The organism is Bradyrhizobium lupini (genome assembly GCF_040939785.1).
Classification (GTDB): Bacteria; Pseudomonadota; Alphaproteobacteria; order Rhizobiales; family Xanthobacteraceae; genus Bradyrhizobium; species Bradyrhizobium canariense_D.
In genome coordinates, this window is sequence record NZ_CP162553.1 from 228,700 (window position 1) to 248,816 (window position 20,117).

Sequence of the window (20,117 nt, forward strand, 5' to 3'; positions counted from 1 at the left end):
CGCCCAAATGGAAACGAGGGCCACTAGGGCCCCCGCGTTCAGTCGCTTCATGTGGTCAGCAGCCGTTCGAGGTGTCGAGCCACGGACGAACGAGGCAGGCATTGCGCGCCGCCGCGTCGTCATAGGTCGGGGTTTTGAAGATGCCGTAGCCGATCAGGACGAAGATCGCGGCGTAGAAGGCGGCGCAGATCGCGTTGTAGGTTCTCATGATGCGCGGTACGCCTTCATGAACTCGCGATGGAAGTGACGACGCTGCTCCTTGTCCATGTGGTACAGGTCGAAGGTCACGGGCTTGCCGTCCTTGCCCTTCACGATGACGTCGAACTTCGATGCGCCCATGTGGATCAGGGCGTTGAACTTGCGGTTCTTCACTTGCGGGTCTCCTTCAGGATTGCTTTTGGCGAACTTGCGGAGCTTCTTACGGCCCATCAGCACGGCGCTCATGTTGACATCGACAGCGGCCGTGAAGCCGATGCCCTCGGAGATGACCACCCGTAGGCGGTCACCATCATCGTCGCGGAGAGTGAGCGTGCGCTCCCCGAACTGGTCAGTCTTGAACTTCATGTGCCCTCCCGTAGAAGAAGTCGGAGAGCAACGTGTCGCGCTCGGACTGAGGCACGCTGGCGAGCTTGGCGAGCACGGTGATGTAGTCGTCACCCCACAGCTTCTTCGCCACGTCATGGTCGAAGATCAGGGTGTCGATGCTCGGCTGCTCGTCCACGCGGCCATCAGGCGTCGAGAACATCAGGTGGTGCCCAACGCCAACAGTGTCAGCGCCGTACACTTCCTTGATGATGTCCGTGAGCAGCCCGCTGTGGTTCTGGTTGCGGTCGTTCTCAGCGATCCAGATGCGGTTCACTTGCCCCTCCCGTAGTAGAAGTCCTTCAGCAGCGCATCACGCTCGGCAATGGGCGTGACAGCGAGGATGCTGAGGATGCTCTTCCACTTGTCGCCCCAGAGCTTCTGCGCGACGTCGGTGTCGAAGATCAGCGTGTCAGCGCTGGGCACTTCCTCGACGAAGGTGTAGGTGAAGCCGTCAGCCCGCTTGTCCTCCACCTGGTAGACGAGGTGGTGGCCGCAGATGACGTCGGTGACGCCATAGGCCTCGCGGATGATGGCCTTGTACAGTTCGGCGTTCTCAGCGTTGCGGTCGTTCTCGTACGGGCCTTCGTACTTGATGCCGGACGGCGTGAAGTCGGTCTTGGTGGACATAGGTCTCTCCTCGTCTCAGATGGATGGTCAGCGGATTGTGGGGTTACTTCGGGTATGGCTTGCCTGACGCTAGGATCGCGTAGTGAGCAGCTGCCATCGCTTGCTCAGCCTCTGTGATGTGCTCGGACAAAGCCGCAGCGCCTTCCCACAGCAGGAAACTTTCGCACTCCTCGGGAGACCAGTTGTGGTTGGCCCGAGCGAGCTTCTGTCGGATGTGCTTCGGGAGCTTGTCGAAGGTCTTGAGTGACCCTGTGACTTGCCCCTTGGTGCCGCTATTGCTACCGCGCAAGCGTGCCCTCAAGCAGGCGAACCTGCGTGCTGAGCGCGAACGCCAGCGCCTCGGCCTCACCCAGCTTCAGCCCTTGCGAGATGACAGTGGGCGCCATGCGGACGACGTTGTAGGTGCCGTCCTTGTTCGCGACGATGGTGTAGATGCCTTCCATCACGCGGCCTCCCAAGCCATCACCACGGTGGCCCGAAGGTCATCCGCGATGCACAGGTGGCGCCGGAAGGTGTCGTAGTCGCGCTTGCGGTACGCCTTGATCGCCTGATGTGCGTGCCAGTCGGCGGCGTTGCGCAGCGTCGTTAGGTTCATGTCCATGCGAGCAGCTTTCTGTGGTTGAGCCAGTCAGCGGTCTGCTGAGCGATGGCGATTGGCATTTCATGATCGGAGATGATGCGGTCGCCTTGGACGACGACTGCACCACGCGGCGTGTGCTTGATGCTGTAGAGCCTCACGGACGCAGGGCCTCCATCAGGGACGACAGCACGGACATCACTTCGAAGTCCGAGTGCCCCTTCGGGATCGGCTTGACGGCAGCGATGCAGGCCGCAGGGACGCGCGGGGCACGCCACGCATGCGGGGTCATGTCGCTGTCGAACAGTTCATCGACGTGGAAGGTCGCGAACACATGGTCGGGCACGTGCAGGATGATGATCACGGGATCGCCGCCCATCTCCTCCGCAGCGAGACGTGCGAAGTTCGCAGCGTCAGGCTCGTTGTCCGCAACGAACACGCTGGGCTCACGCTTGGCAGCGTTGCGAGCGAGCTGGTGCATGTGGTCCTTGGCCCACGCATCGCCGCCCTTGGCGTGCCCGGGGACGAGCCCGATCTTCTTGATGCTGGCGAGGTCAACAGAACAGGTGCCGTGGTAGAGGGTCTTCATGAGCTGTCTCCAAAACGACGACAGGCCCCGCATGGGGGCCCGTGTCGCAGTCCAGATGATGGGATTGGTTCAGTCGGTCAGTTCACCACTCGCCTGCAGCGACGTGGATCATGGAGAAGATCACCATGACGCCGCCAATGGCAGAGTAGAGACCATGACCCTCAGCACAGACCACCACGAAGTAGGCGATGTGTGCGATGCCATGGGACGTTTGGAATGCGCTGCAGTGGGTGATCCGCGAGAAGCGATCCTTCCACATGTTCAGCCCCGCATCCCGATCTGGTGGAGCATGCGGTGCTCCAGCTCGGCAGTGTTGACGCCGTTGGCCTCCAGCAAAGCCCGCGCCCTTTCGGGCACAGGCACACCGTTGAGGACGGCTGCGGTGAACACGCGCAGCGGCGAGTAGTTCGACTTGTTATGCGAATGCGTATCGAGCATTGAGCAACTCCTTCAAATCCAGTGCACCCTTTTCGGGCGGGCCGCTGAGGCCTTGTTTGGCAAGCTCTTTGTGTAGGTGATCGCGCCCGGCCTCGGTGAGGTCGGCAACGCAGCTCTCGTAAAGCTCCGAGAGAATGTCGTGGTCGGTGTACATCCGCATAAGCGTCTCGCGGATGATCTGGAGAAACTGAGGAGCGTCGCAGGCCAGACAACCGAAGCTGTCGTGCACCGTGGCGATGTCAGTGATCCCCGCATCGGCCGCAGCACCTACAGAGAGAAGGAGGTGACTTGCGTCCATGCTGTGCGTCAGGTTAGCGGCGATACCGGCCGCTGCCTTGTCCTTCGCGATGGGCTTCTCGTAGCCGTTCGCGACGGTAATTTGTGTGCGCTTCTTCACGCCCTTGTCGTGGACGAAAAGCTCGATGCGCTCGGTGGTGCTCTCGTGGTAGCGGTTGATGCACGTGACGCCTGCAGGCGTTACCCACTTGAGCGGCTTCCCTTCGTGAGCCAGAGCCTTCGCGAGGACCTGCATGAAGGCCATCGCAATGGAGGGCATGCGGACAACCTGCTTGATGGCAGCGAGCACGCGCTTGGCGAGATACCTGGATGCCAGACGCCACTCGTCCTCGTCGTCACCAAACGGATGGTGCGCGATTTCCTTCTTGAGCAGCTTCAGCTCCTGAGGAGCCATCGTGTCTTCGAAGTGCTGCTCGCTCATGCCAAACTCTTTGCTGGCATAGCTGAAGGTCATCACGTTGCGCTTGACCAGCTTGCGGTCCACGCCGAACGCCAGCGCCATCTTGGCCAGCTTGTCGAACGTGGCGACCGTCTTGCGCTCGGGCTTCTTGTCATCCGGCTTGCCGAACAACTCCATGTTGCCCGCGTCAGCCTCGATCAGCTTCTTCGCTTCGTCCGCGACGACTTGGTAGATGTCCTCGGGAGCCTGCGTGTCGATCAGGTTGACGAGACGGCCCTCGGGATCGCGGCACATCAGGAAGAGGTGCTGGAGTCCGTTGCAGCTGCCATCCCACGCGGTCGGCAGATGGGTCACATAGCTCGGGTCATTGTCGCACTCGATCAGCTCGCGGCACGCGGCGAGGAAGAGGAACGGGCTGTCAGCCTGTGTCCACTCCGTCCGGTACAGCGGGCGCTTCACGTAGTCCGCAATGTCAGCGATGTTGTCTTCGACCCACTTCACGCGCTCCTCGAAAGGCTTCTTGTCGATGCCAATCTTGTTCGCGTCCTTGAAGGCGCCGCAGTTGGCCACGTGGACCTTGAGCCACCAGATGCCCTCGGTGCCAATGGGCTTGCCATTCGCAAAGAGAAACATCGAACGCACACGGTCTTCGCGTTGGAAATTGAAACGCGCGAGGCTGTACGTGCGGGTCCTCCAGTCCCAATTCATGGGCGTGTAGAACCGCTCTGCGGAGGCCGTACGCTTCGCCGTCTCGATGTCCTCTTCGAACTGTACGGTGTCCGCGTCGTTGGCCCTGTTGGCCTTGTGGAGCCCACGGATTTTCTTGCTGAGCAGCTTGCGCTCCTCAACAGACATGGCCTTGAACTCTTCGTCGGTCTTGCGCTTCGGCACTTCCAGCGAGTTGCGGAAGGGCACACCATCGACCTCGATGCCGTGGTTGTAGCAGTCGATGATCGTGTCCATGATCCAGGTATTGATCCTGAACGGCACGGACTGCAGGATGTTGAGACCGTGCAGCGCAGGCGCCATGGCACCAGAGCTGATGCCGTGACGGGCAGCGGCCATGACGTCCTTGTGGTAGGTCCTGATCAGCTGCGAGCGGTCGAGCGTGCGAGCGTCCTCAGCGAACCGCATGATGAAGCTGTCCCAAGCCTTGGGCTTCTCAGTGCGGGGCTGGTAGACCGGCGAGCGCAGCACGGTCTCGCGGACGGCAGCAGCGGCCAAGTCCTTGGCGGTCTCGGTCATGCGCCACAGCCGCTCGCCCTTGAAGGTCTCAGGGTCCGTCAGCTCGAACACATCCGGCATGACGTCGAGCAGGATGTTCATTCCCCAGTTGCCAGCGTGCGCCAGCTCCGAGTTCGTCCATTCCTGCATCACGAAGGCGTTACCGTCAGCATCGCCCTTGGCGGCCAGACGCTTCGCAGCGTTCACGCGGAGGTCCACCTTGCCGTACTTCTCGCGGACGGTCTTCTCGACCTTGGCGGCGAGCTTCTTGTTGGTCTGGAGCAGCTTGGCGGCCCACAGCTCATTGTTGAGCGCGACACCGATCCGCATCACAGCCTCGCGCTGCGACGACGTAATGGCCATGCCGACCGACCGGAGCCCGGCCTGAAGGATCGCCAGAGCAATGACCTCGGGTTCCAGATTGCGAAGGAACCGCTGGAGCCGGAAGTCATACGTGTTGGATCGCGGACGGGGACCGTTCAGTTCCTTGGTGACACCCTCAGTGACCTTGGCGAGGTAGTTTGTGGTGATGGCCATGCCACCAACCGTGGAACCGTAGCCAGCATTGGCCTCGGCTCGGTCCTCGCGCTTCTGGAGCTTGTCCATGGCGAGAGAGAGTTCCGCATGGAAGCCTTGGGTATCATCAGGAAGAACACTGGTGTCCATCTGGGGACGTCCTTTCGTGGAGTTGCGCCTTTGGGCAAAAGGCCGGATGTCGGATTGGTATCTGTTTGTTTTTGTTGAACTCTATCCCCGAAACCAACCATATTCCTGTTGTGCTGGAACTGGGCGAGAGAAAAGGCCGCCAAAGCGACCTTCTCAGTGGTGTATAGTGCGGGGAGATACTTTTACAAGTGTCAATTCACTTGCGAACGGTTTCAAGGACCGCGGTGGATCATCAAATTCGGACGACTATTACGATGTTTCTTGGCGGGACGCACGCGCTTAGAACCGTTCAAGCCGTGTTTCATCGCTTATCCCTTAAGTAGGGTATTACCGAGCTTTCGCCAAGCCTCTAACGCCCTGTTGATGTCATCCGGCTCCGTGGACCAGCCCAGACTGAGACGCACCGCTCCTTGGGCGACGGTGGGATCATACCCCATCGCCGACAGCACGTGGGACGGCTGTACCTTGCCCGAGGAACAGGCAGAGCCCGAGGACACCGCGACACCTTCGAGGTCGAAACCGATCACCGCGGTCTCGGCTTTCAAGCCGGGAGCCGTGAAAAGAACGGTATTTGGCAACCGCCTGGCGTCATCTGAGAAGACCGTTGCGCCGGCCATGGAGCGAATGCCATTTTCCAAGCGATCTCTGAGGGTTGCCATCCGTTCCGCATCCTCCGGCAAAGCCTGAAGGGCAGCCCGCACGGATGCCCCGAAGCCGGCAATGCCGGCGACATTCTCGGTTCCGGCACGCCGGTTCAGCTCCTGCCCGCCGCCCCGCAGCACCGGCTCAAGTCCGGCCACGCCCTCGGCCACGACCAGCGCGCCGACCCCCTTGGGGCCGCCGATCTTGTGCGCAGAAAAGGTCGCAAGGTCCGCACCGATCACCTTGATATCGAAGGGGATTTTCCCAAGCGCCTGGATTGCGTCGACGTGCAGGAGGCCGCCGGCCCCGTGAACGATTCCCGCGGCCTCGGCGATAGGCTGCAGCGCGCCCGTCTCGTTGTTGGCCGCCATGATAGAGACCAGCGCCGGCGGGCCCTCTCTGAGCAGCGCCTTCAAATGATCGAGGTCGATCACGCCGGAGCGTGTGACCCTGATCTGACCGATCTCATCTGCCGGGAACCGGCCGCCTGCCAGTACCGAAGCATGCTCGACGGCCGAGACCAGAAGCCGCTCGACAGGCCCCCCAGACGGCCCCCGAAGCCCCGGTGAAAGCGCCAGCGCGTTGGCTTCGGTTCCCGTGGAGGTGAAGACGACGTTCCGCGGCAGCGCGCCTACTGCGGTCGCAAGGATGGCCCGCGCCCCCTCGACAAGCCGTCGCGCCTCGCGCCCCTCGGCGTGAACAGAGGACGGATTGCCGATCAGCTCGTAGGCTGCGAGCATTGCGCCTCGCGCCTCGGAGCGAAGCGGCGTGGTCGCGTTCCAGTCGAGATAAACACGGCTCGGCATGACGTATTATGTTACCATTCGGACCAGGCTGCTTCGCCCGCACTGGTACCCGACATGGGCCCCCGGGCAGCGCTTGGCAATCTCGATTCCCAATCGCCTTCGCGCGATGACGGCCATGACACGCTAACGTCTTGAGCCGATTGCGGGATGTTCAAGATGCTTGCTTTTTGACCCTCGCCTCATGTTAGAACGCGCGCGTCAGTTCGCCGCGCGCCGCTCGCGCATCATCCGAGGGCGCCGCTCCACCCTTCCATTCGCGGCTTGATCGGCCCAGCAGCCGATGAAATCCGCACAATCGGTTGATTGTTGAAGAGCGTCTTCAAGGGATCAATCAAGAGATCATCATGCCTGAAGTTATTTTCACCGGCCCCGCCGGCCGCCTCGAAGGCCGCTACCATCCGGCCAAGCAGAAGAACGCGCCAATCGCGATGGTCCTGCATCCGCATCCGCAGTTCCACGGCACGATGAATCATCAGATCATCTACCAGTGCTACTATGCGTTCGCGCATCGCGGCTTCTCGGTGCTGCGTTTCAATTTCCGTGGCGTCGGCCGCAGCCAGGGCTCGTTCGACCACGGCACCGGCGAATTGTCGGACGCGGCCGCGGCGCTCGACTGGGCGCAGACCATCAATCCCGAAGCGCGCGCCTGCTGGGTTGCCGGCTTCTCCTTCGGCGCCTGGATCGGCATGCAGCTGCTGATGCGCCGCCCCGAGGTCGAGGGCTTCATCTCGATCGCGCCGCCCGCCAACCTCTACGACTTCTCGTTCCTCGCACCCTGCCCGTCCTCGGGGCTGATCGTGCATGGCGAGAAGGACGCGGTGGTGCCGCCCAAGGACGTCAACACGCTGGTCGAGAAGCTGAAGACCCAGAAGGGCATCGTGATCGACCAGCAGGTCATCCCGGGCGCCAACCACTTCTTCGACGCCAAGCTCGAGCCGCTGATGGAAACCATCACCGCCTATCTCGACATGCGCCTCGCCAACGTGCGCTGAGCTTTCCGTGGGTGCGTTCATCGCATTGCTGCGTGCCGTGAATGTCGGCGGCACCGGCAAATTGCCGATGAGCGAACTCAAGGCCATGTGCGAGGAGCTCGGCTACGCCGCCGTGCGCACCTATATTGCAAGCGGCAACGTCGTCTTCACAAGCCGCAAGTCGCAATCTGCGATCAAGACCGCACTCGAAAAGCGATTGCACGCCTATGCCGGCGCGCCGGTCGGCGTGCTCGTGCGCAGCGCCACCGAGATGGCGCAGGTCTTGGCCGATAATCCGTTTCCAAAGGCCGCCCCCAACCGTACCGTCGCGATCTTCCTCGACAAGGCGCCGCCGGCGGATGCGCTCGCCGGCATTCGCGGCCAGAACAAGGAGGAGATCCGCCTCGGCCGCCGCGAGATCTACGTGCATTACGGCGACGGCATGGGCACGTCGAAGCTGGTCATCCCCGCCGCCAACCGGCACCGCGCGCAACATGAAAACGATCGCGACGCTCGCGAAAATGGCCGCAGAGCTCTAGGCCAGCTTGAGCGCCGCGATCCCCGTCAGCACCAGCAGGATCCCCGCGATCTTCATCGCGCTCAGCGCCTCGCCGAACAGCACCACACCCATGACGACGGTGCCGGCGGCGCCGATGCCGGTCCAGACCGAATAGGCGACGCCGACCTCGAGCACCTTCAAAGCACGCCCGAGCAGGACAACGAAGGCTACGAGCAGCACGAGCGAAACGACGCTCCAGCCAGCGCGCGTGTAGCCTTCCGCATATTTCATCGAGATCGCCCAGCCAACATCGAGTGCGCCTGCGATCACCAGCATCAGCCAGGCCATGGATTGCGACATCGGCGTGGGCTCAGGCCGCAAGCTTGAGCAGATGCGCGTCGTGGCGCACGAGGAAGGCGCGCAGCAATTGCGGATAGTCCGCGCCCACCGCAGTACGGACGCTCGGACGCTTCGCCAGTTCGGCGCGCCATGCGCGGACCTTCGGCACATCGCGGAAAATGCCGTGGTCGGTCAGCTCATCGAACAGATCGAAGTAGCGGAAGACGGGGGCGAATACGGCGTCGACGAGACTGAACGCTTCGCCAGCAAAATAAGGACCGGCACCGAGCGCCGCTTCGACCCGGGCGAACTTCACCATCAGCGCCTGGCGCTTGCTCTCGAACGTCGCCGCATCGGTCGTGGTCTCTAGGCCCCAGAGATCGGCGAGCACTGCTGAACCGAACTCCATCCACGCCCGGTGCTCGGCACGCTCCAAGGCATCCGCCGGATGCAGTCTCACGCCGCCTTGCGTCTCCTCGATGTACTCGCAGATCACGTTACTCTCGAACAGCGCGACCTCGCCCTTCTCGCTCGTCACGACCAGCACCGGCACCTTGCCGAGCGGCGACAGTTTGAGAAACCAGTCGGGCTTATTGGCGAGATCGATGTCGACCCGCTCGAACGGCACGCCCTTCTCGTTGAGCGCGATCACCGCGCGCTGCACATAGGGGCAAAGCTTGTGGCTGATCAGTTTCAGTGAAGCGGTCATGGCGAGAATCCCGACGGTTAGATGCAACTGCATCAAAGATAGATGCATATGCATCTACATGTCAAGATCAATGCATCTGCATCATCCCGCCTATGATCTCAAGGCCGCGCGATCACCCCGCCCGTCATCGGCATCGGCACGCCCGTGGTCCCGGGATACGACAGCGGCAGGCCCTTCAGGCCGCGCGCGGCGAGGAAGCCGAAGGCCTGCGCCTCGATGGCGTCGGAGGCCCAGCCGACTGCCTCCGCGGCCTCGACAGTGGCGGACCCAACGCGCTCCCGCAGCATCTGGAGCATGGTCCGGTTGCGGGCGCCGCCGCCGCAGACGATCCAGCTCCGCGGCCTGCGTGGCAGCAGCGGGATGACGCGGGCAATGGCCGCCGCGGTGAAGGCGGTCAGCGTTGCGGCGCCGTCGGCCGGCAGGACATCGCCGAGCTTCAGCGCGGCAAAATCGTTGCGGTCGAGCGATTTCGGCGGCGGGCTTGCGAAGAACGGCAGCTGCAGCGCCCGCGCGATCCAGGCCTCGTCCGCCTTGCCGAGGGCTGCGAGCTTTCCGTCCGCGTCGAACGCCTGATTCATGGTGCGGTACATGAAATCGTCGAGCAACGCGTTGCCGGGTCCGGTGTCGCAGGCGATCAGCGTGTCGTTGCCGTCGATATAGGTGATGTTGGAGACGCCGCCGATATTGACCACGATGATCGGCCCTTCGCGCTCCAGCGAATGGGCGAGCGCGCGGTGATAAACCGGCACTAATGGCGCGCCCTGCCCGCCGGCCTCGACGTCGGCGGCGCGAAAATCATGCATCACGGGGATATGGATCGCCCTGGCCAGCGCCGGCGCGTCGCCGATCTGCACCGTCAGCCGCTTCTCGGGGCGGTGCAGCACGGTCTGGCCGTGGAAGCCGACGATGTCGATGTCTTCCGGCTTCATCCGGTTCTGGGCGACGAAGGCGGCCACCGCCTCGGCATGCGCGAGCGTCACTGCGCGTTCGGCCTCGGCCAGAACTCCCGGCCTAGCATCGCGTTGGGCCAGGTGCACCGCCTCGCTCAGCGCCTGCCGCAGCAGGTTGCGCTCCGCCGGGCTATACGGCCGGTAGCCGGACGGCCCGAATGCCTTCACCTGCTTTCCGTCGGTTTCGATCAGCGCGACATCCACCCCGTCCAGCGAGGTGCCGCTCATCAAACCGAGTGCCGTCAACATCATGGATCAGCGTCCTCAAGCGACCCTTCCGGCATGCCGATCTTGTGCCAGAGGGACACATCTTATAATGCCACAGGCCAAAGTGGCGGGCAGCAACCGAGTTCCCACGGAAGACCCTTAAATTGCTCCCAAAACAGTAAACCAAGAATTGTCAGGCGCGCCGACAAATGACTGCATTCAAATCGGATTTCCTCAACACGTTGCAGGAACGTGGATACATCCACCAATGCTCCGATTTCGAGGGGCTGGACGCCCTCGCCGCCAAGGGCGAGGCGACGGCTTATGTCGGTTACGATTGCACCGCCCGCTCGCTGCACATCGGCAACTACCTGACCATGATGATGCTGCACTGGCTGCAGCAGTCCGGCAACAAGCCGATCACGCTGATGGGCGGCGGCACAACCATGGTCGGCGATCCCTCCGGAAAGGACGAGACGCGCGCGATCCGCACCGTCGCCGAGATCGAGGCCAACAAGGAATCGATCCGCGGCGTGTTCGCAAAGGTGCTGCGCTATGGCGGGGGCAAGAGCGACGCCATCATGCTCGACAATGCCGAGTGGCTGACAAAGCTCAACTACATCGAGATGCTGCGCGACGTCGGGCGGCATTTCTCGGTCAACCGCATGCTGACGATGGACTCCGTGCGCCTGCGCCTCGAGCGCGAGCAGGAGATGAGCTTCATCGAGTTCAACTACATGATCTGCCAGGCCTACGACTTCGTCGAGCTCGCCAGGCGGACCGGCTGCAACTTGCAGATGGGCGGCTCCGACCAGTGGGGCAACATCATCATGGGCGTCGATCTCGGCCGTCGCATGGGCACGCATCAGCTGTTCGCCCTGACGACGCCGCTGCTGACGACGGCGTCGGGGGCCAAGATGGGCAAGACCGCTCAGGGCGCGGTCTGGCTCAACGCCGACCAGTTCTCGCCGTATGATTTCTGGCAGTACTGGCGCAACACCGAAGACGCCGACGTCGGCAAGTTCCTCAAGCTGTTCACGACGCTGCCAATGACCGAGATCAGGAAGCTCGAGGCGCTCGGAGGCTCCGAGATCAACGAGGCCAAGAAGGTGCTCGCCACCGAGGCGACCGCGCTCCTGCATGGCCGCGACGCAGCGAACGAGGCGGCCGAGACCGCGCGCCGCACCTTCGAGGAAGGCGCGCTGGCCGAGAGCCTGCCGACCGTGGAAATTCCGCGCGGCGAGTTCGACGCCGGCCTCGGCGTGCTCAACGCCTTCGTCAAGGCGGGCCTCGTTGCCTCCAACGGCGAAGCACGGCGCCAGATCAAGGGCGGCGGCCTGCGCGTCAATGACGAGCCCGTCACCGACGAGAAGATGGCGTTGTCGGCGGCCGACCTGACGCCGGAAGGCGTGGTCAAGCTGTCGTTCGGCAAGAAGAAGCACATCCTCCTGAGGCCTGCATAGGCGTATGAGCTTTTCGCTGCTTGTCAGGGCGCGCTGAAGCGCGCTCCCTGATCGGCAATGGACCAGAACACGCTAGAGGAACAGTCCAAGCAAGCGACCAGGGAACGCGTCACGGCGACGCCGCAGGGCGTCGTGCGCACCGCGCTGGTGGTGCTCGCGCTCTGCTTCACACTCGCCGTGCTCGGCCGCGGCCTCAGCGAAAGCTTCACCGTCTTCCTGAAGCCGATCTCGGAAAACTTTGGCTGGGATCGCGCCCAAGTGGTCTCGATCTATTCGCTGACGTGGCTCGTCAGCGGACTGACGGCGCCGTTGGTCGGGCGCCTGTTCGATCATTCCGGACCGCGCATCGTCTATGCACTGGGCCTTTTGCTGCTCGGCTCGGCCTTCCTGATCGCAAGCCAAGCGCAGTCACTCTGGCAGTTCCAGCTCTCGATCGGACTCTGCGTCGGCATTGGCGTCGCCTTCATCGGCAATGTGCCGAACTCGATCCTGCTGGGCCGCTGGTTCGGCCCAAAACTCCCGACCGCGATGGCGGTGGTCTACTCGGCCATGGGTGGCGGCGTGCTGGCGCTGCTGCCGGCCTCGCAGCTTTTGATCGATCATCTGGGGTGGCGCGAAACCTACCAGCTGTTCGGCTTCGCCGCGCTCGGCCTGCTGGTGCCGCTCATGCTGCTGCCATGGCGGCTGTTCGCCTCGGGCTCGCCGCAGATCGCGAAGAAGACCGATCCGGATTTCGTCGATCACGGCTGGACCCTTCCGAGCGCGATGCGCCACCACGCCTTCTGGGCGCTGTTCTCGACATTCTTCTTCACCGCGGTCGGCATGTATGCGATCGCCGCCCAGATCGTGGCCTATTTGATCGATGCCGGCTTTCCACCGCTGCAGGCCGCCACGGCCTGGGGCTTCTCCGGCATCGTGCTGGTGTTTGGCATGCTAGGCGTGTCCGCGCTCGACGGCCTGATCGGTCGCCGGCCGTCGGTGCTGCTCAGCTACGCGATCTCGATCCTCGGCATCTTCCTGCTGTGGCTGTTGCAATACTCCGCCAATTTCCTCCTGCTCACCGGATTCGTGGTCTGCTTCGGCAGCATGATGGGCTCACGTGGACCGCTGATCACGGCGACCGCGATGAAGATCTTTGGGGGCAAGCGCGTCGGCACCATCTACGGCACCATCTCGATCGGCAGCGGGCTCGGCTCGGCTTTCGGCTCCTGGAGCGGCGGCCTGATCCATGACGCGACCCATGGCTACAACGCGCTGCTCGCCTTCGCACTCGCGAGCGTGGTGCTCGGGATGATCCCGTTCCTGGTCGTGCCCGCCTTGCGGCGGTAGGTCTCCTGAAGGTAACTTGAGCGCATTCGCGTCACCGGGAAATTACGGATGGGCACGACGCGAACAGCTACGAAGATGTGGATCGCACGCGGCTGAAAGTCCTTCCTGCGGTGTTTTGTCCGACATGACAAAAATGTCAGCGCAAATTGCCCTTGGGCGGCTTGCAGGGCGGAACTGAATGCGGTCCTAGTCGCAGCATTGGATGGAGGGCACAAACCAATGAACTTTCCCTATCTCGTTCGCTTTCAACCGGTTCTCTTGAGCCTGTTTCGCTTCATCACCGGCCTGCTGCTGTTCCAGTACGGTGTCGCCAAGCTGTTCAAGTTTCCGGTGCTTCCCTACTTCGCAAACATCCCGCCGATCATCTACGCAGCCGGTACGCTTGAGCTCGTGCTTGGCGCGTTGCTGATGATCGGCCTGTTTACCCGCCTCGCGGCATTCATCCTCTCGGGTGAGATGGCCTTCGCCTATTTCATGGGGCACATGTTCAAGGGCGAAACGCCGGTGTTCCTGCCGCTGCTCAATGGTGGCACCGCGGCGATCCTGTTCTGCTTCGCCTGCCTCTACCTCTCGGCAGCCGGCGGCGGCTCGGTCAGCGCCGATGCGGCGATGGGCAAGGACTAGCGGCGCGTTCGCGCGGCGCTGAGGCGTCAGCGATTGATTCGCGAATGAAGAGATGGCATCCGTATGTTCACGGGTGCCATCTCAGCGCGAGCCCAGCACGTTCCAGACCAGGACGAGGACCGCGACCAGCAGCATCGACATGATGAGGCGGTGAACGAATCGGTTCATTGCCGCTCCCAACGGATTAGGTCGCGACTAAAGACCCACACGATTTTTCTCCGAGTTGACGCGCCATGCGCCCGAGAAGCGCATGGCGACCTGCATGTTTGCGCACGCGGCTGCGCACGCCGCTTGCGCGGCAGCCGTCGCACGCGTCCATTCATGATTGGTAAGAATTTCATGCTACCGACGCGAGCAACAATAACCATTCCGTCGGGGCCGTGATGAAGCTGCTGAGTCACCTCAAGATCCGCACCAAGCTCGCCAGCATGGTCTGTCTTTCGGCACTCACGGTCACGGCCATCATCGGGGTGTCGTCCGTGCTCAGCAAGAGCCGCATGCTGGAGGATCGCGTTCAGCAGATGCGGACCGCGGTCGACATGCTCCACAACCTCGCCCAATCACTCGAATAGGAGGTCGGCGCCGGCAAGCTGACGCAGGCGGAAGCGAAAATCCAGTTCCATCTGCGCGGCCGCCGCATGAGCTTCAATGGCGGCCAAGGCTATCCGGTGGTCTATAACGCCGATACCTCGATCCTGATCAACGGCGCGAACCAGCAGCTCGAAGGCAAGATCACGGGCGCCAAGGACTCCAACGGTGTCCTCATCGCAGATGCGATCGTAACGGCCGGCAACCAGGCTGCTCAGGGCGGCGTAACCTCATATCTCTACCCCCGCCCCGGCCAGACGGAGCCCGTCCGCAAGACCGTTTTCGCGCGCAAATTCGCGCCCTGGAACGCGACGATCAGCTACGGCCTCTATGTCGACGACATCGACGCCGACGTGCGAGCCTTGACGCTGGAGCTGGGGGCGATTGGCATCGGCTTGATGCTGCTGATGGCGACACTGTCCTGGCTGATCGCCCGCGACGTGCTCGGCGCGCTCGATCGCCAGAAGAACCGCATGCAGGCCATTTCCGAAGGCGCCATCGACACGGCGGTCGAGGAGACCGGTCGCGGCGACGAGATCGGCCGCATGGCCGAGACCCTCGAAGTGCTCAGGCAGACCGCGCTGACCGCGCGCAAGCTGGAGGCCGAGCAGGTCGCCACCAAGAGCCGCAGCGAACAGGAGAAGCGCGACGCGCTGATCTCGCTTGCCGACCGGTTCGATGCCTCCGTCGGCCAGCTCGTCGGCCTGATGGCCTCGGGCTCCGGCGAGCTGGAGGTCACCGCCAAGTCGATGTCGTCGACCGCGGAAGGCACCAACCGCCGCGCCGCCGTCGTCGGCTCGGCCGCCACCGAAGCCAGCCAGCGCGTCCAGACGGTCGCGGCCGCGGCCGAGGAGCTCTCCTCCTCCATCACCGAGATCAGCCGTCAGGTCGCGCAGTCCGCCGTGGTCACCGGCCGTGCCGTGGACAGCGCACGCCGCACCGACACCATCGTGCGCGCCCTCTCGGACGGCGCCCAGCAGATCGAGCACGTCGCCGAGCTGATTTCCAGCATCGCGGCGCAAACCAATCTGCTCGCGCTCAATGCCACCATCGAGGCAGCACGCGCCGGCGAAGCCGGCCGCGGCTTTGCTGTCGTCGCTTCGGAGGTGAAGTCGCTGGCGAGCCAGACTGCCGAAGCCACCCGCGAGATCGGCGACAAGATCGCCCAGATCCAGGGCGCGACCAAGGAAGCGGTAGACGCCATCGGCGGCATCACCGCCACCATCGAGGAGGTCAGCCGGATCGCCACCTCGATCGGCGCCGCCATCGAGGAGCAAGGCGCCGCCACCGCCGAGATCGCCCGCAGCGTCTCCCAGACGGCCGAGGCAACCCAGGAAGTCACCACCAATATCGGGGGCGTCAGTACGGCAGCGAACGAGACCGGCAATGCCGCAGGCATGGTGCTCGCAGCAGCCTCAAACCTCTCCAAGCAGGCCGAGCAGCTCTCTGGCGAAGTCGGGACTTTCCTGGCGGGCGTGCGCGCGGCGTAAACGGCAGGCACCAAAGCCAGCACGTCGTCATGGCCGGGCTTGTCCCGGCCATCCACGTTCTACTTGCTTATGGACATAAAGTTCGTGGATGCCCGGGACAGGCCCGGGCATGACGAAGTCGGCAGCCCCTTCGCTATCGCCGCGCGAGGGTGCACCCGCTCGATAGCTGGCGCGTCGATCCGGTCGAGCCATCGTTCGACTGCGACGGGAATTCCTCGAACGGCGAGTTCTGTTTGCCGGTGTTGAATTCGAAGATCTTGCGGAACAGACCGGGTGCCATCGCCGAAATCGGGTTGACGCGCATTACGGGCGCTGCCGGCGTGCCGACGACCTCGTAGGTCACGCCGATCAATCCTTCATTGTTGCCGCCGCCGAGGAAGATGCCGAACAACGGGATCTGGCCGAAGATGTTGTTGACGCCGTACATCGGGACGAAGGTGCCGCTCATACAAACCTGGTTGCCGGGAAAGTCGATTGAGCCCTCGATGGTGGCGCCGATCATCGGCCCCTTGACCACGCCGTCCCGGATCGTGAGCGCGCCGTTCTGCCGCGTGAACTCCGCGCGCATCGCCGTGAAGGCGACGCCGTTCTGGGCGCCGTTGGGAGCCCCCGCCGCGACGCGATCGAGTTGCTCCATTCCTTTGACCGAGAAGTCGCGCACGTTGATCAGGCCTTCCCGTGTCGTAGGCTCCGACGTTGGCGGCTCCATGGCCACCACCATCTGGCCGCCGAAGACCTTGTTGGTGGTGTCTGTGAAGCGCAGGAAGTTGCCGGCATCGCTGGTCTGGAGATAGATCACCTCGCGGTTGCCCTGGGCGCGGCCGCCGCGCAGGTCGGCTGCCACGGGCGTGTCTTTTCCGATCCTGCCGCTCAGCGTGAAGGCTTTGACCGCACCATTGCGCCGCGACATCTTGGCGTCGACGCTGCGCATCGCCTCGCCGTTGAAACCCATGACGGCGCCGAGCTTCACGTCGATGTCGAAATCGAGGTTCTTCGTCTTGCTCTTGGCATCGTCCTTGGAATTGCCTGAGATCGCCGACTTCAGGAAGCCGCGGCCGTCGAATACGTCGCCGCGCATCGTACCCTTGAGCACGCCGTCCTGGCTGCGCTCCACTTTCAGTGAGGCCTTGTCGCCGTCGGATGGCGCGTAGGTCGGGAAGTTCGCGTTCATGAGCTCGCCGTTGGCATCGACCTCGAGCGCCCCCTTGATCGAGGCGCCGCCGCCTTCGATGACGATGTCCTCCAGACGCGTCGATTGCGCCGTCGGCACCACCTTGAAGCTGGCCTTGCCCGCTCTGCCCGGCAGCTTGACCCAGCCGGGCAGGATGTTGTCGAGCTTGACCGAGGTCAGGTCGGCCTCGATGCCGAGCTTCGTCGTCTGGTCGGGTCCCCCGGCGATCTTGCCCGACAGCCTGATCGGCACCGATCCGCTGACAGCCGGGCCCAGATCGAACCCGAGGCGCGCGCGGCTCGCATCGTCCAGCGTGGTCTGCAATTTGACGTCCGCATCGCCCTCGGCCGGCTTGCGGTAGTCGAGCGAGGCCGCCTGCCCGTTGATCTTGACGTCGCCCTTGACCTGATAGCCCTGGTTGCTCGCGACGATCTTGAGGTTGTTGGCCTCCAGCTTTTGGTTCATCACCAGCTTGTCGGCACCAAAGCCGTTGAGATCGGCCGTAACGCTGTAGGTGGTGTCGGCTTTGGTCAGCTCGCCCTTGACCGGCAGCCCAAGCTGGACGTTCGCCGAGAACGTCCCCTTGCTAGTATTGGGATCGATGACGGTCGACGACAGATCGCTCAAGCGATCGTTGGAAAGCATTTCGGCGGCCGCAGGCACCGGACCTTCGACACGAAACCTCGTCCGCGACGGCGACGGCTTGGGCGCCATATCGGGCACCTCGAAAACAAAGTCGGAAATCGTGACCTTGCGCCCCGCCGGCGTATCGGCAATGCCCTGCCCGATATTCACCGTCGCGGTGCGGCCGGTCACGCGCGCCTTCAAATCGGCATCGTGCACCACGGGCAGGCCATCGACGGGGCGAACCGTGACACCGCTCGCCACGATATTGACCGACAAGCCGTCGTCGGGAATGGGTGGGCCCTTGCGCGGAAGATTCTTCGTCGGCGAATTAACGCCGATCTCGATGCGCTGGAGCGTTCCACGCTCGATCCGCTCGATCACCCACTCGCGCAACTCGGGAACGACAAGGGTCGGCCACATCCGCTTGAGCGCCGAGGCCGACATCGGCGTTCCCGCAAAACCCAATGTCAGCCGCGGCTCGCCCGAATAGTCGATGGCACCGGTGCCGGCGACGCCGATCTCTCCGTTGGAGATATCGGCCTGCGTCAACAGCAGCCTCTTGTGGTCGGTGTCGAAGCGGAAGCCGATCGCAATACGGTTGAAGACCAGCGGCGGCTCGTTGTCGATGCCGCCGAGCAGGATCGAACCGCCACTGAAACCGAGCTGCCAGTCATTGACGGTGCCGTTGGGCGGCTCGACATGAGCCAGAAGCGTCAGGCGGTTCGCGCCCGAGAGGACCTTGAACGGAGCGACCAGCACCCGCCGATTGGTGTCCCACTCGACATTGATCTCGGCCGAGTCGATCGCCATCGGATAATCGGGCGTATCGGTGTCGATGATGTTGCCCGCACCGACCGTGATCTTGCCGCGAAAGAAGGTCGGCACGCCGTCGCGGCCGAGCTCGCCCTTGAGCTCGCCGGTCAGCGGCAGGTCGGCGGTGTAGGTGAGGTCCTTCACCCGCAGCGCCAGCAGGATGTTGGCGGTCGAGACCTTGTCGGCGCGGATATCGACCGAGCGCACGCCGTTCTCGGTGGGGCCGATCGTGGCACGCAACGACCACGGACGCGCGCCCTCTTCACCGAGGCTGAGCGCGACGCCGCCACGGCTCGGTCGGCGCAGGCTGAGCGTGATGTTCTCAAACGTCCATTTGCTGCCGCGCTGCTGGTCGTCGACGATCAGATTGCCGTTCTTCAGGCCGATCTCGTTGAGATTCTGGCCGTCGAGGCCGGTCATGCTCAGACTGTCGAGCCAGTCGAGGCCCTGAAGAATGCCAGTCGGGGACGTGGCCTGGGGCGCGGCTTGCGGTGCGTCGGAGGTCGCAGGCTCGGTGGCGAATGGCGGCGGTGGCACACCGTTGCGCGGGAAAGTCGGCGGCAGTCCCGCGTCCCTTTTGGAGGCGACGCCGGTTGCGAGCGGCTTTGCGGTGTCGCCGGCCGATACCGTGACGGTGCCGTCAGGCGCGATCCGGATTGCGAGCTCGGCATCGACGAGGTTGAGGCTTTCGGCGCGCAGATGCCCCATCAGCAGGCCCGCACCCGACAGCTTCACCTCGGCCTTCGGCGCGGTGGCGACAATGACGTGATCGTGGTCGCGCACGACGATATCACGGATGCGCACGGCGATGCGGATCCGCCCGGCCCGCTCGATCTGCGTGCCGCCGACCTCCACGGTGTTGCCGTGACCGATATTGTCCTCGATCGCGGCCGCGAGCCACGGCGTCGCAATGTCGAGATTGATGGGACCGGCGCCGAGCCGCCACCACAGCGCGCCGAAACAGCCGACGAAGATGACGACCAGGACACCGACGACCACGGCCACGCGCTTCAGCCAGCGACCGCCGCCCAACCAGCGGCGCAACGGCCCAAACCCGTCAGCGAAGCGATGGAAGCCCGAATTGGAACGCGACAACAGCCGGCGCGCCCGATGGCCCGCCGCCGCTTCCTGATCCGGATCCCAGTCGGCGTCGTCCCATTGCTGCTGCTCTGGTTGGCTGCCGCGCCGATCCAAATCCCGATTGTAATCCTGGGGCGACGTATTCCTTGCCATTGCCTCTCGATACAGGCGCCCGTCGTGGGATTGAGCGCCGCCGGGGCCGCAGCCGTCGACGGGAAGCGAAGCTTCCCGCGCCGGCATTGCCGCCATACCTCGAATATTCCTTCTGTTCGTCATGTCGCCCCGGGAGCGCGTTCAACGAGCAGTGGGGTGGTGCGTGGAATTCCTTGTAACCAGACTCCGGCGTCGTCAGACTCGCCCCGCCGAGGGCACGATTCCGGCATAGCGGAAAAGGGCTGCAATACCG

At 63.5% G+C, this 20,117-nt stretch carries 21 protein-coding genes and 2 pseudogenes; 6 read left to right on the top strand and 17 right to left on the bottom strand.

From position 1 onward, the window contains the following. Nucleotides 1-55: 55 nt before the first annotated feature. From AB3L03_RS01265 to AB3L03_RS01325, 13 genes are all read right to left on the bottom strand, one after another. Nucleotides 56-208 (bottom strand): hypothetical protein, encoded by a 153-nt coding sequence (locus AB3L03_RS01265; RefSeq protein WP_368508129.1) that lies wholly within the window; start codon nt 206-208, stop codon nt 56-58. Then, nucleotides 205-564, bottom strand: a complete 360-nt coding sequence (locus AB3L03_RS01270) for a hypothetical protein (protein WP_368508130.1) — start codon at nt 562-564, stop codon at nt 205-207. Before AB3L03_RS01270 ends, AB3L03_RS01265 begins: the two co-directional genes overlap by 4 nt. Then, complete coding sequence (locus AB3L03_RS01275) at nt 548-859, bottom strand: hypothetical protein (protein WP_368508131.1); 312 nt, start codon at nt 857-859, stop codon at nt 548-550. Before AB3L03_RS01275 ends, AB3L03_RS01270 begins: the two co-directional genes overlap by 17 nt. After that, the gene (locus tag AB3L03_RS01280; RefSeq protein WP_368508132.1) at nt 856-1,212 is read right to left on the bottom strand and encodes a hypothetical protein; all 357 of its coding nucleotides are present in this window, start codon (nt 1,210-1,212) and stop codon (nt 856-858) included. Before AB3L03_RS01280 ends, AB3L03_RS01275 begins: the two co-directional genes overlap by 4 nt. Nucleotides 1,213-1,255: 43 nt before the next feature. Continuing rightward, nucleotides 1,256-1,561, bottom strand: a complete 306-nt coding sequence (locus AB3L03_RS01285; protein WP_368508133.1) for a DUF6525 family protein — start codon at nt 1,559-1,561, stop codon at nt 1,256-1,258. Further along, the gene (locus AB3L03_RS01290; protein WP_368508134.1) at nt 1,491-1,655 is read right to left on the bottom strand and encodes a hypothetical protein; all 165 of its coding nucleotides are present in this window, start codon (nt 1,653-1,655) and stop codon (nt 1,491-1,493) included. Before AB3L03_RS01290 ends, AB3L03_RS01285 begins: the two co-directional genes overlap by 71 nt. Beyond that, nucleotides 1,655-1,813, bottom strand: a complete 159-nt coding sequence (locus AB3L03_RS01295) for a hypothetical protein (protein WP_368508135.1) — start codon at nt 1,811-1,813, stop codon at nt 1,655-1,657. Before AB3L03_RS01295 ends, AB3L03_RS01290 begins: the two co-directional genes overlap by 1 nt. Next, nucleotides 1,804-1,950 carry a hypothetical protein gene (locus AB3L03_RS01300; RefSeq protein WP_368508136.1) on the bottom strand — a complete coding sequence of 49 codons (147 nt, stop codon included), beginning with the start codon at nt 1,948-1,950 and terminating at the stop codon, nt 1,804-1,806. The genes AB3L03_RS01295 and AB3L03_RS01300 overlap by 10 nt, the downstream gene beginning before the upstream one ends. Beyond that, nucleotides 1,947-2,378 carry a hypothetical protein gene (locus tag AB3L03_RS01305; RefSeq protein WP_368508137.1) on the bottom strand — a complete coding sequence of 144 codons (432 nt, stop codon included), beginning with the start codon at nt 2,376-2,378 and terminating at the stop codon, nt 1,947-1,949. Before AB3L03_RS01305 ends, AB3L03_RS01300 begins: the two co-directional genes overlap by 4 nt. A gap of 82 nt (nt 2,379-2,460) precedes the next feature. Next, entirely contained in the window at nt 2,461-2,637 is a 177-nt protein-coding gene (locus AB3L03_RS01310) for a hypothetical protein (RefSeq protein ID WP_368508138.1), read from the bottom strand. Between the two features lie 2 nt (nt 2,638-2,639). Then, nucleotides 2,640-2,816, bottom strand: coding sequence for a hypothetical protein (locus tag AB3L03_RS01315; protein WP_368508139.1), 177 nt, complete (start codon nt 2,814-2,816; stop codon nt 2,640-2,642). Next, nucleotides 2,794-5,403, bottom strand: coding sequence for a DNA-directed RNA polymerase (locus AB3L03_RS01320; protein WP_368508140.1), 2,610 nt, complete (start codon nt 5,401-5,403; stop codon nt 2,794-2,796). The genes AB3L03_RS01315 and AB3L03_RS01320 overlap by 23 nt, the downstream gene beginning before the upstream one ends. Before the next feature lie 308 nt (nt 5,404-5,711). After that, a complete protein-coding gene (locus AB3L03_RS01325; protein ID WP_204511092.1) occupies nt 5,712-6,851 on the bottom strand; it encodes a cysteine desulfurase family protein in 1,140 nt (379 codons plus the stop codon). A gap of 344 nt (nt 6,852-7,195) precedes the next feature. On the opposite strand from AB3L03_RS01325, the gene AB3L03_RS01330 reads away from it, so the two are divergent. Together AB3L03_RS01330 and AB3L03_RS01335 are read left to right on the top strand one after the other, a co-directional pair. Next, nucleotides 7,196-7,843: an alpha/beta hydrolase gene (locus AB3L03_RS01330; RefSeq protein ID WP_007591562.1), complete on the top strand. Its 648-nt coding sequence runs from the start codon at nt 7,196-7,198 to the stop codon at nt 7,841-7,843. Between the two features lie 7 nt (nt 7,844-7,850). After that, nucleotides 7,851-8,361, top strand: a pseudogene (locus AB3L03_RS01335) (DUF1697 domain-containing protein). Here AB3L03_RS01335 and AB3L03_RS01340 read toward each other — a convergent pair. The 3 genes from AB3L03_RS01340 to AB3L03_RS01350 form a co-directional block, all read right to left on the bottom strand. Further along, on the bottom strand, nt 8,358-8,681 hold the full coding sequence (locus tag AB3L03_RS01340; RefSeq protein WP_039799056.1) for a multidrug efflux SMR transporter: 324 nt from the start codon (nt 8,679-8,681) through the stop codon (nt 8,358-8,360). The pseudogene AB3L03_RS01335 and the gene AB3L03_RS01340 sit on opposite strands and share 4 nt — an antisense overlap. Nucleotides 8,682-8,691: 10 nt before the next feature. Beyond that, a complete protein-coding gene (locus AB3L03_RS01345) occupies nt 8,692-9,369 on the bottom strand; it encodes a glutathione S-transferase family protein (protein WP_018454457.1) in 678 nt (225 codons plus the stop codon). A gap of 98 nt (nt 9,370-9,467) precedes the next feature. Further along, a complete protein-coding gene (locus AB3L03_RS01350) occupies nt 9,468-10,571 on the bottom strand; it encodes an anhydro-N-acetylmuramic acid kinase (RefSeq protein ID WP_368508141.1) in 1,104 nt (367 codons plus the stop codon). A 164-nt stretch (nt 10,572-10,735) separates the two neighbouring features. On the opposite strand from AB3L03_RS01350, the gene tyrS reads away from it, so the two are divergent. The 4 genes and pseudogenes from tyrS (at nt 10,736) to AB3L03_RS01370 (ending at nt 16,020) form a co-directional block, all read left to right on the top strand. Next, nucleotides 10,736-11,989, top strand: coding sequence for a tyrosine--tRNA ligase (tyrS, locus tag AB3L03_RS01355; RefSeq protein WP_368508142.1), 1,254 nt, complete (start codon nt 10,736-10,738; stop codon nt 11,987-11,989). 57 nt (nt 11,990-12,046) lie between these two features. Continuing rightward, complete coding sequence (locus tag AB3L03_RS01360; protein WP_368508143.1) at nt 12,047-13,318, top strand: MFS transporter; 1,272 nt, start codon at nt 12,047-12,049, stop codon at nt 13,316-13,318. A 219-nt stretch (nt 13,319-13,537) separates the two neighbouring features. Then, the gene (locus tag AB3L03_RS01365) at nt 13,538-13,942 is read left to right on the top strand and encodes a DoxX family protein (protein WP_018454461.1); all 405 of its coding nucleotides are present in this window, start codon (nt 13,538-13,540) and stop codon (nt 13,940-13,942) included. A 383-nt stretch (nt 13,943-14,325) separates the two neighbouring features. Next, nucleotides 14,326-16,020 (top strand): annotated as a pseudogene (locus tag AB3L03_RS01370) (methyl-accepting chemotaxis protein). 133 nt (nt 16,021-16,153) lie between these two features. On the opposite strand, the gene AB3L03_RS01375 reads toward AB3L03_RS01370, so the two are convergent. After that, a complete protein-coding gene (locus AB3L03_RS01375) occupies nt 16,154-19,951 on the bottom strand; it encodes a DUF3971 domain-containing protein (protein ID WP_368509116.1) in 3,798 nt (1,265 codons plus the stop codon). Nucleotides 19,952-20,117 lie beyond the last annotated feature (166 nt).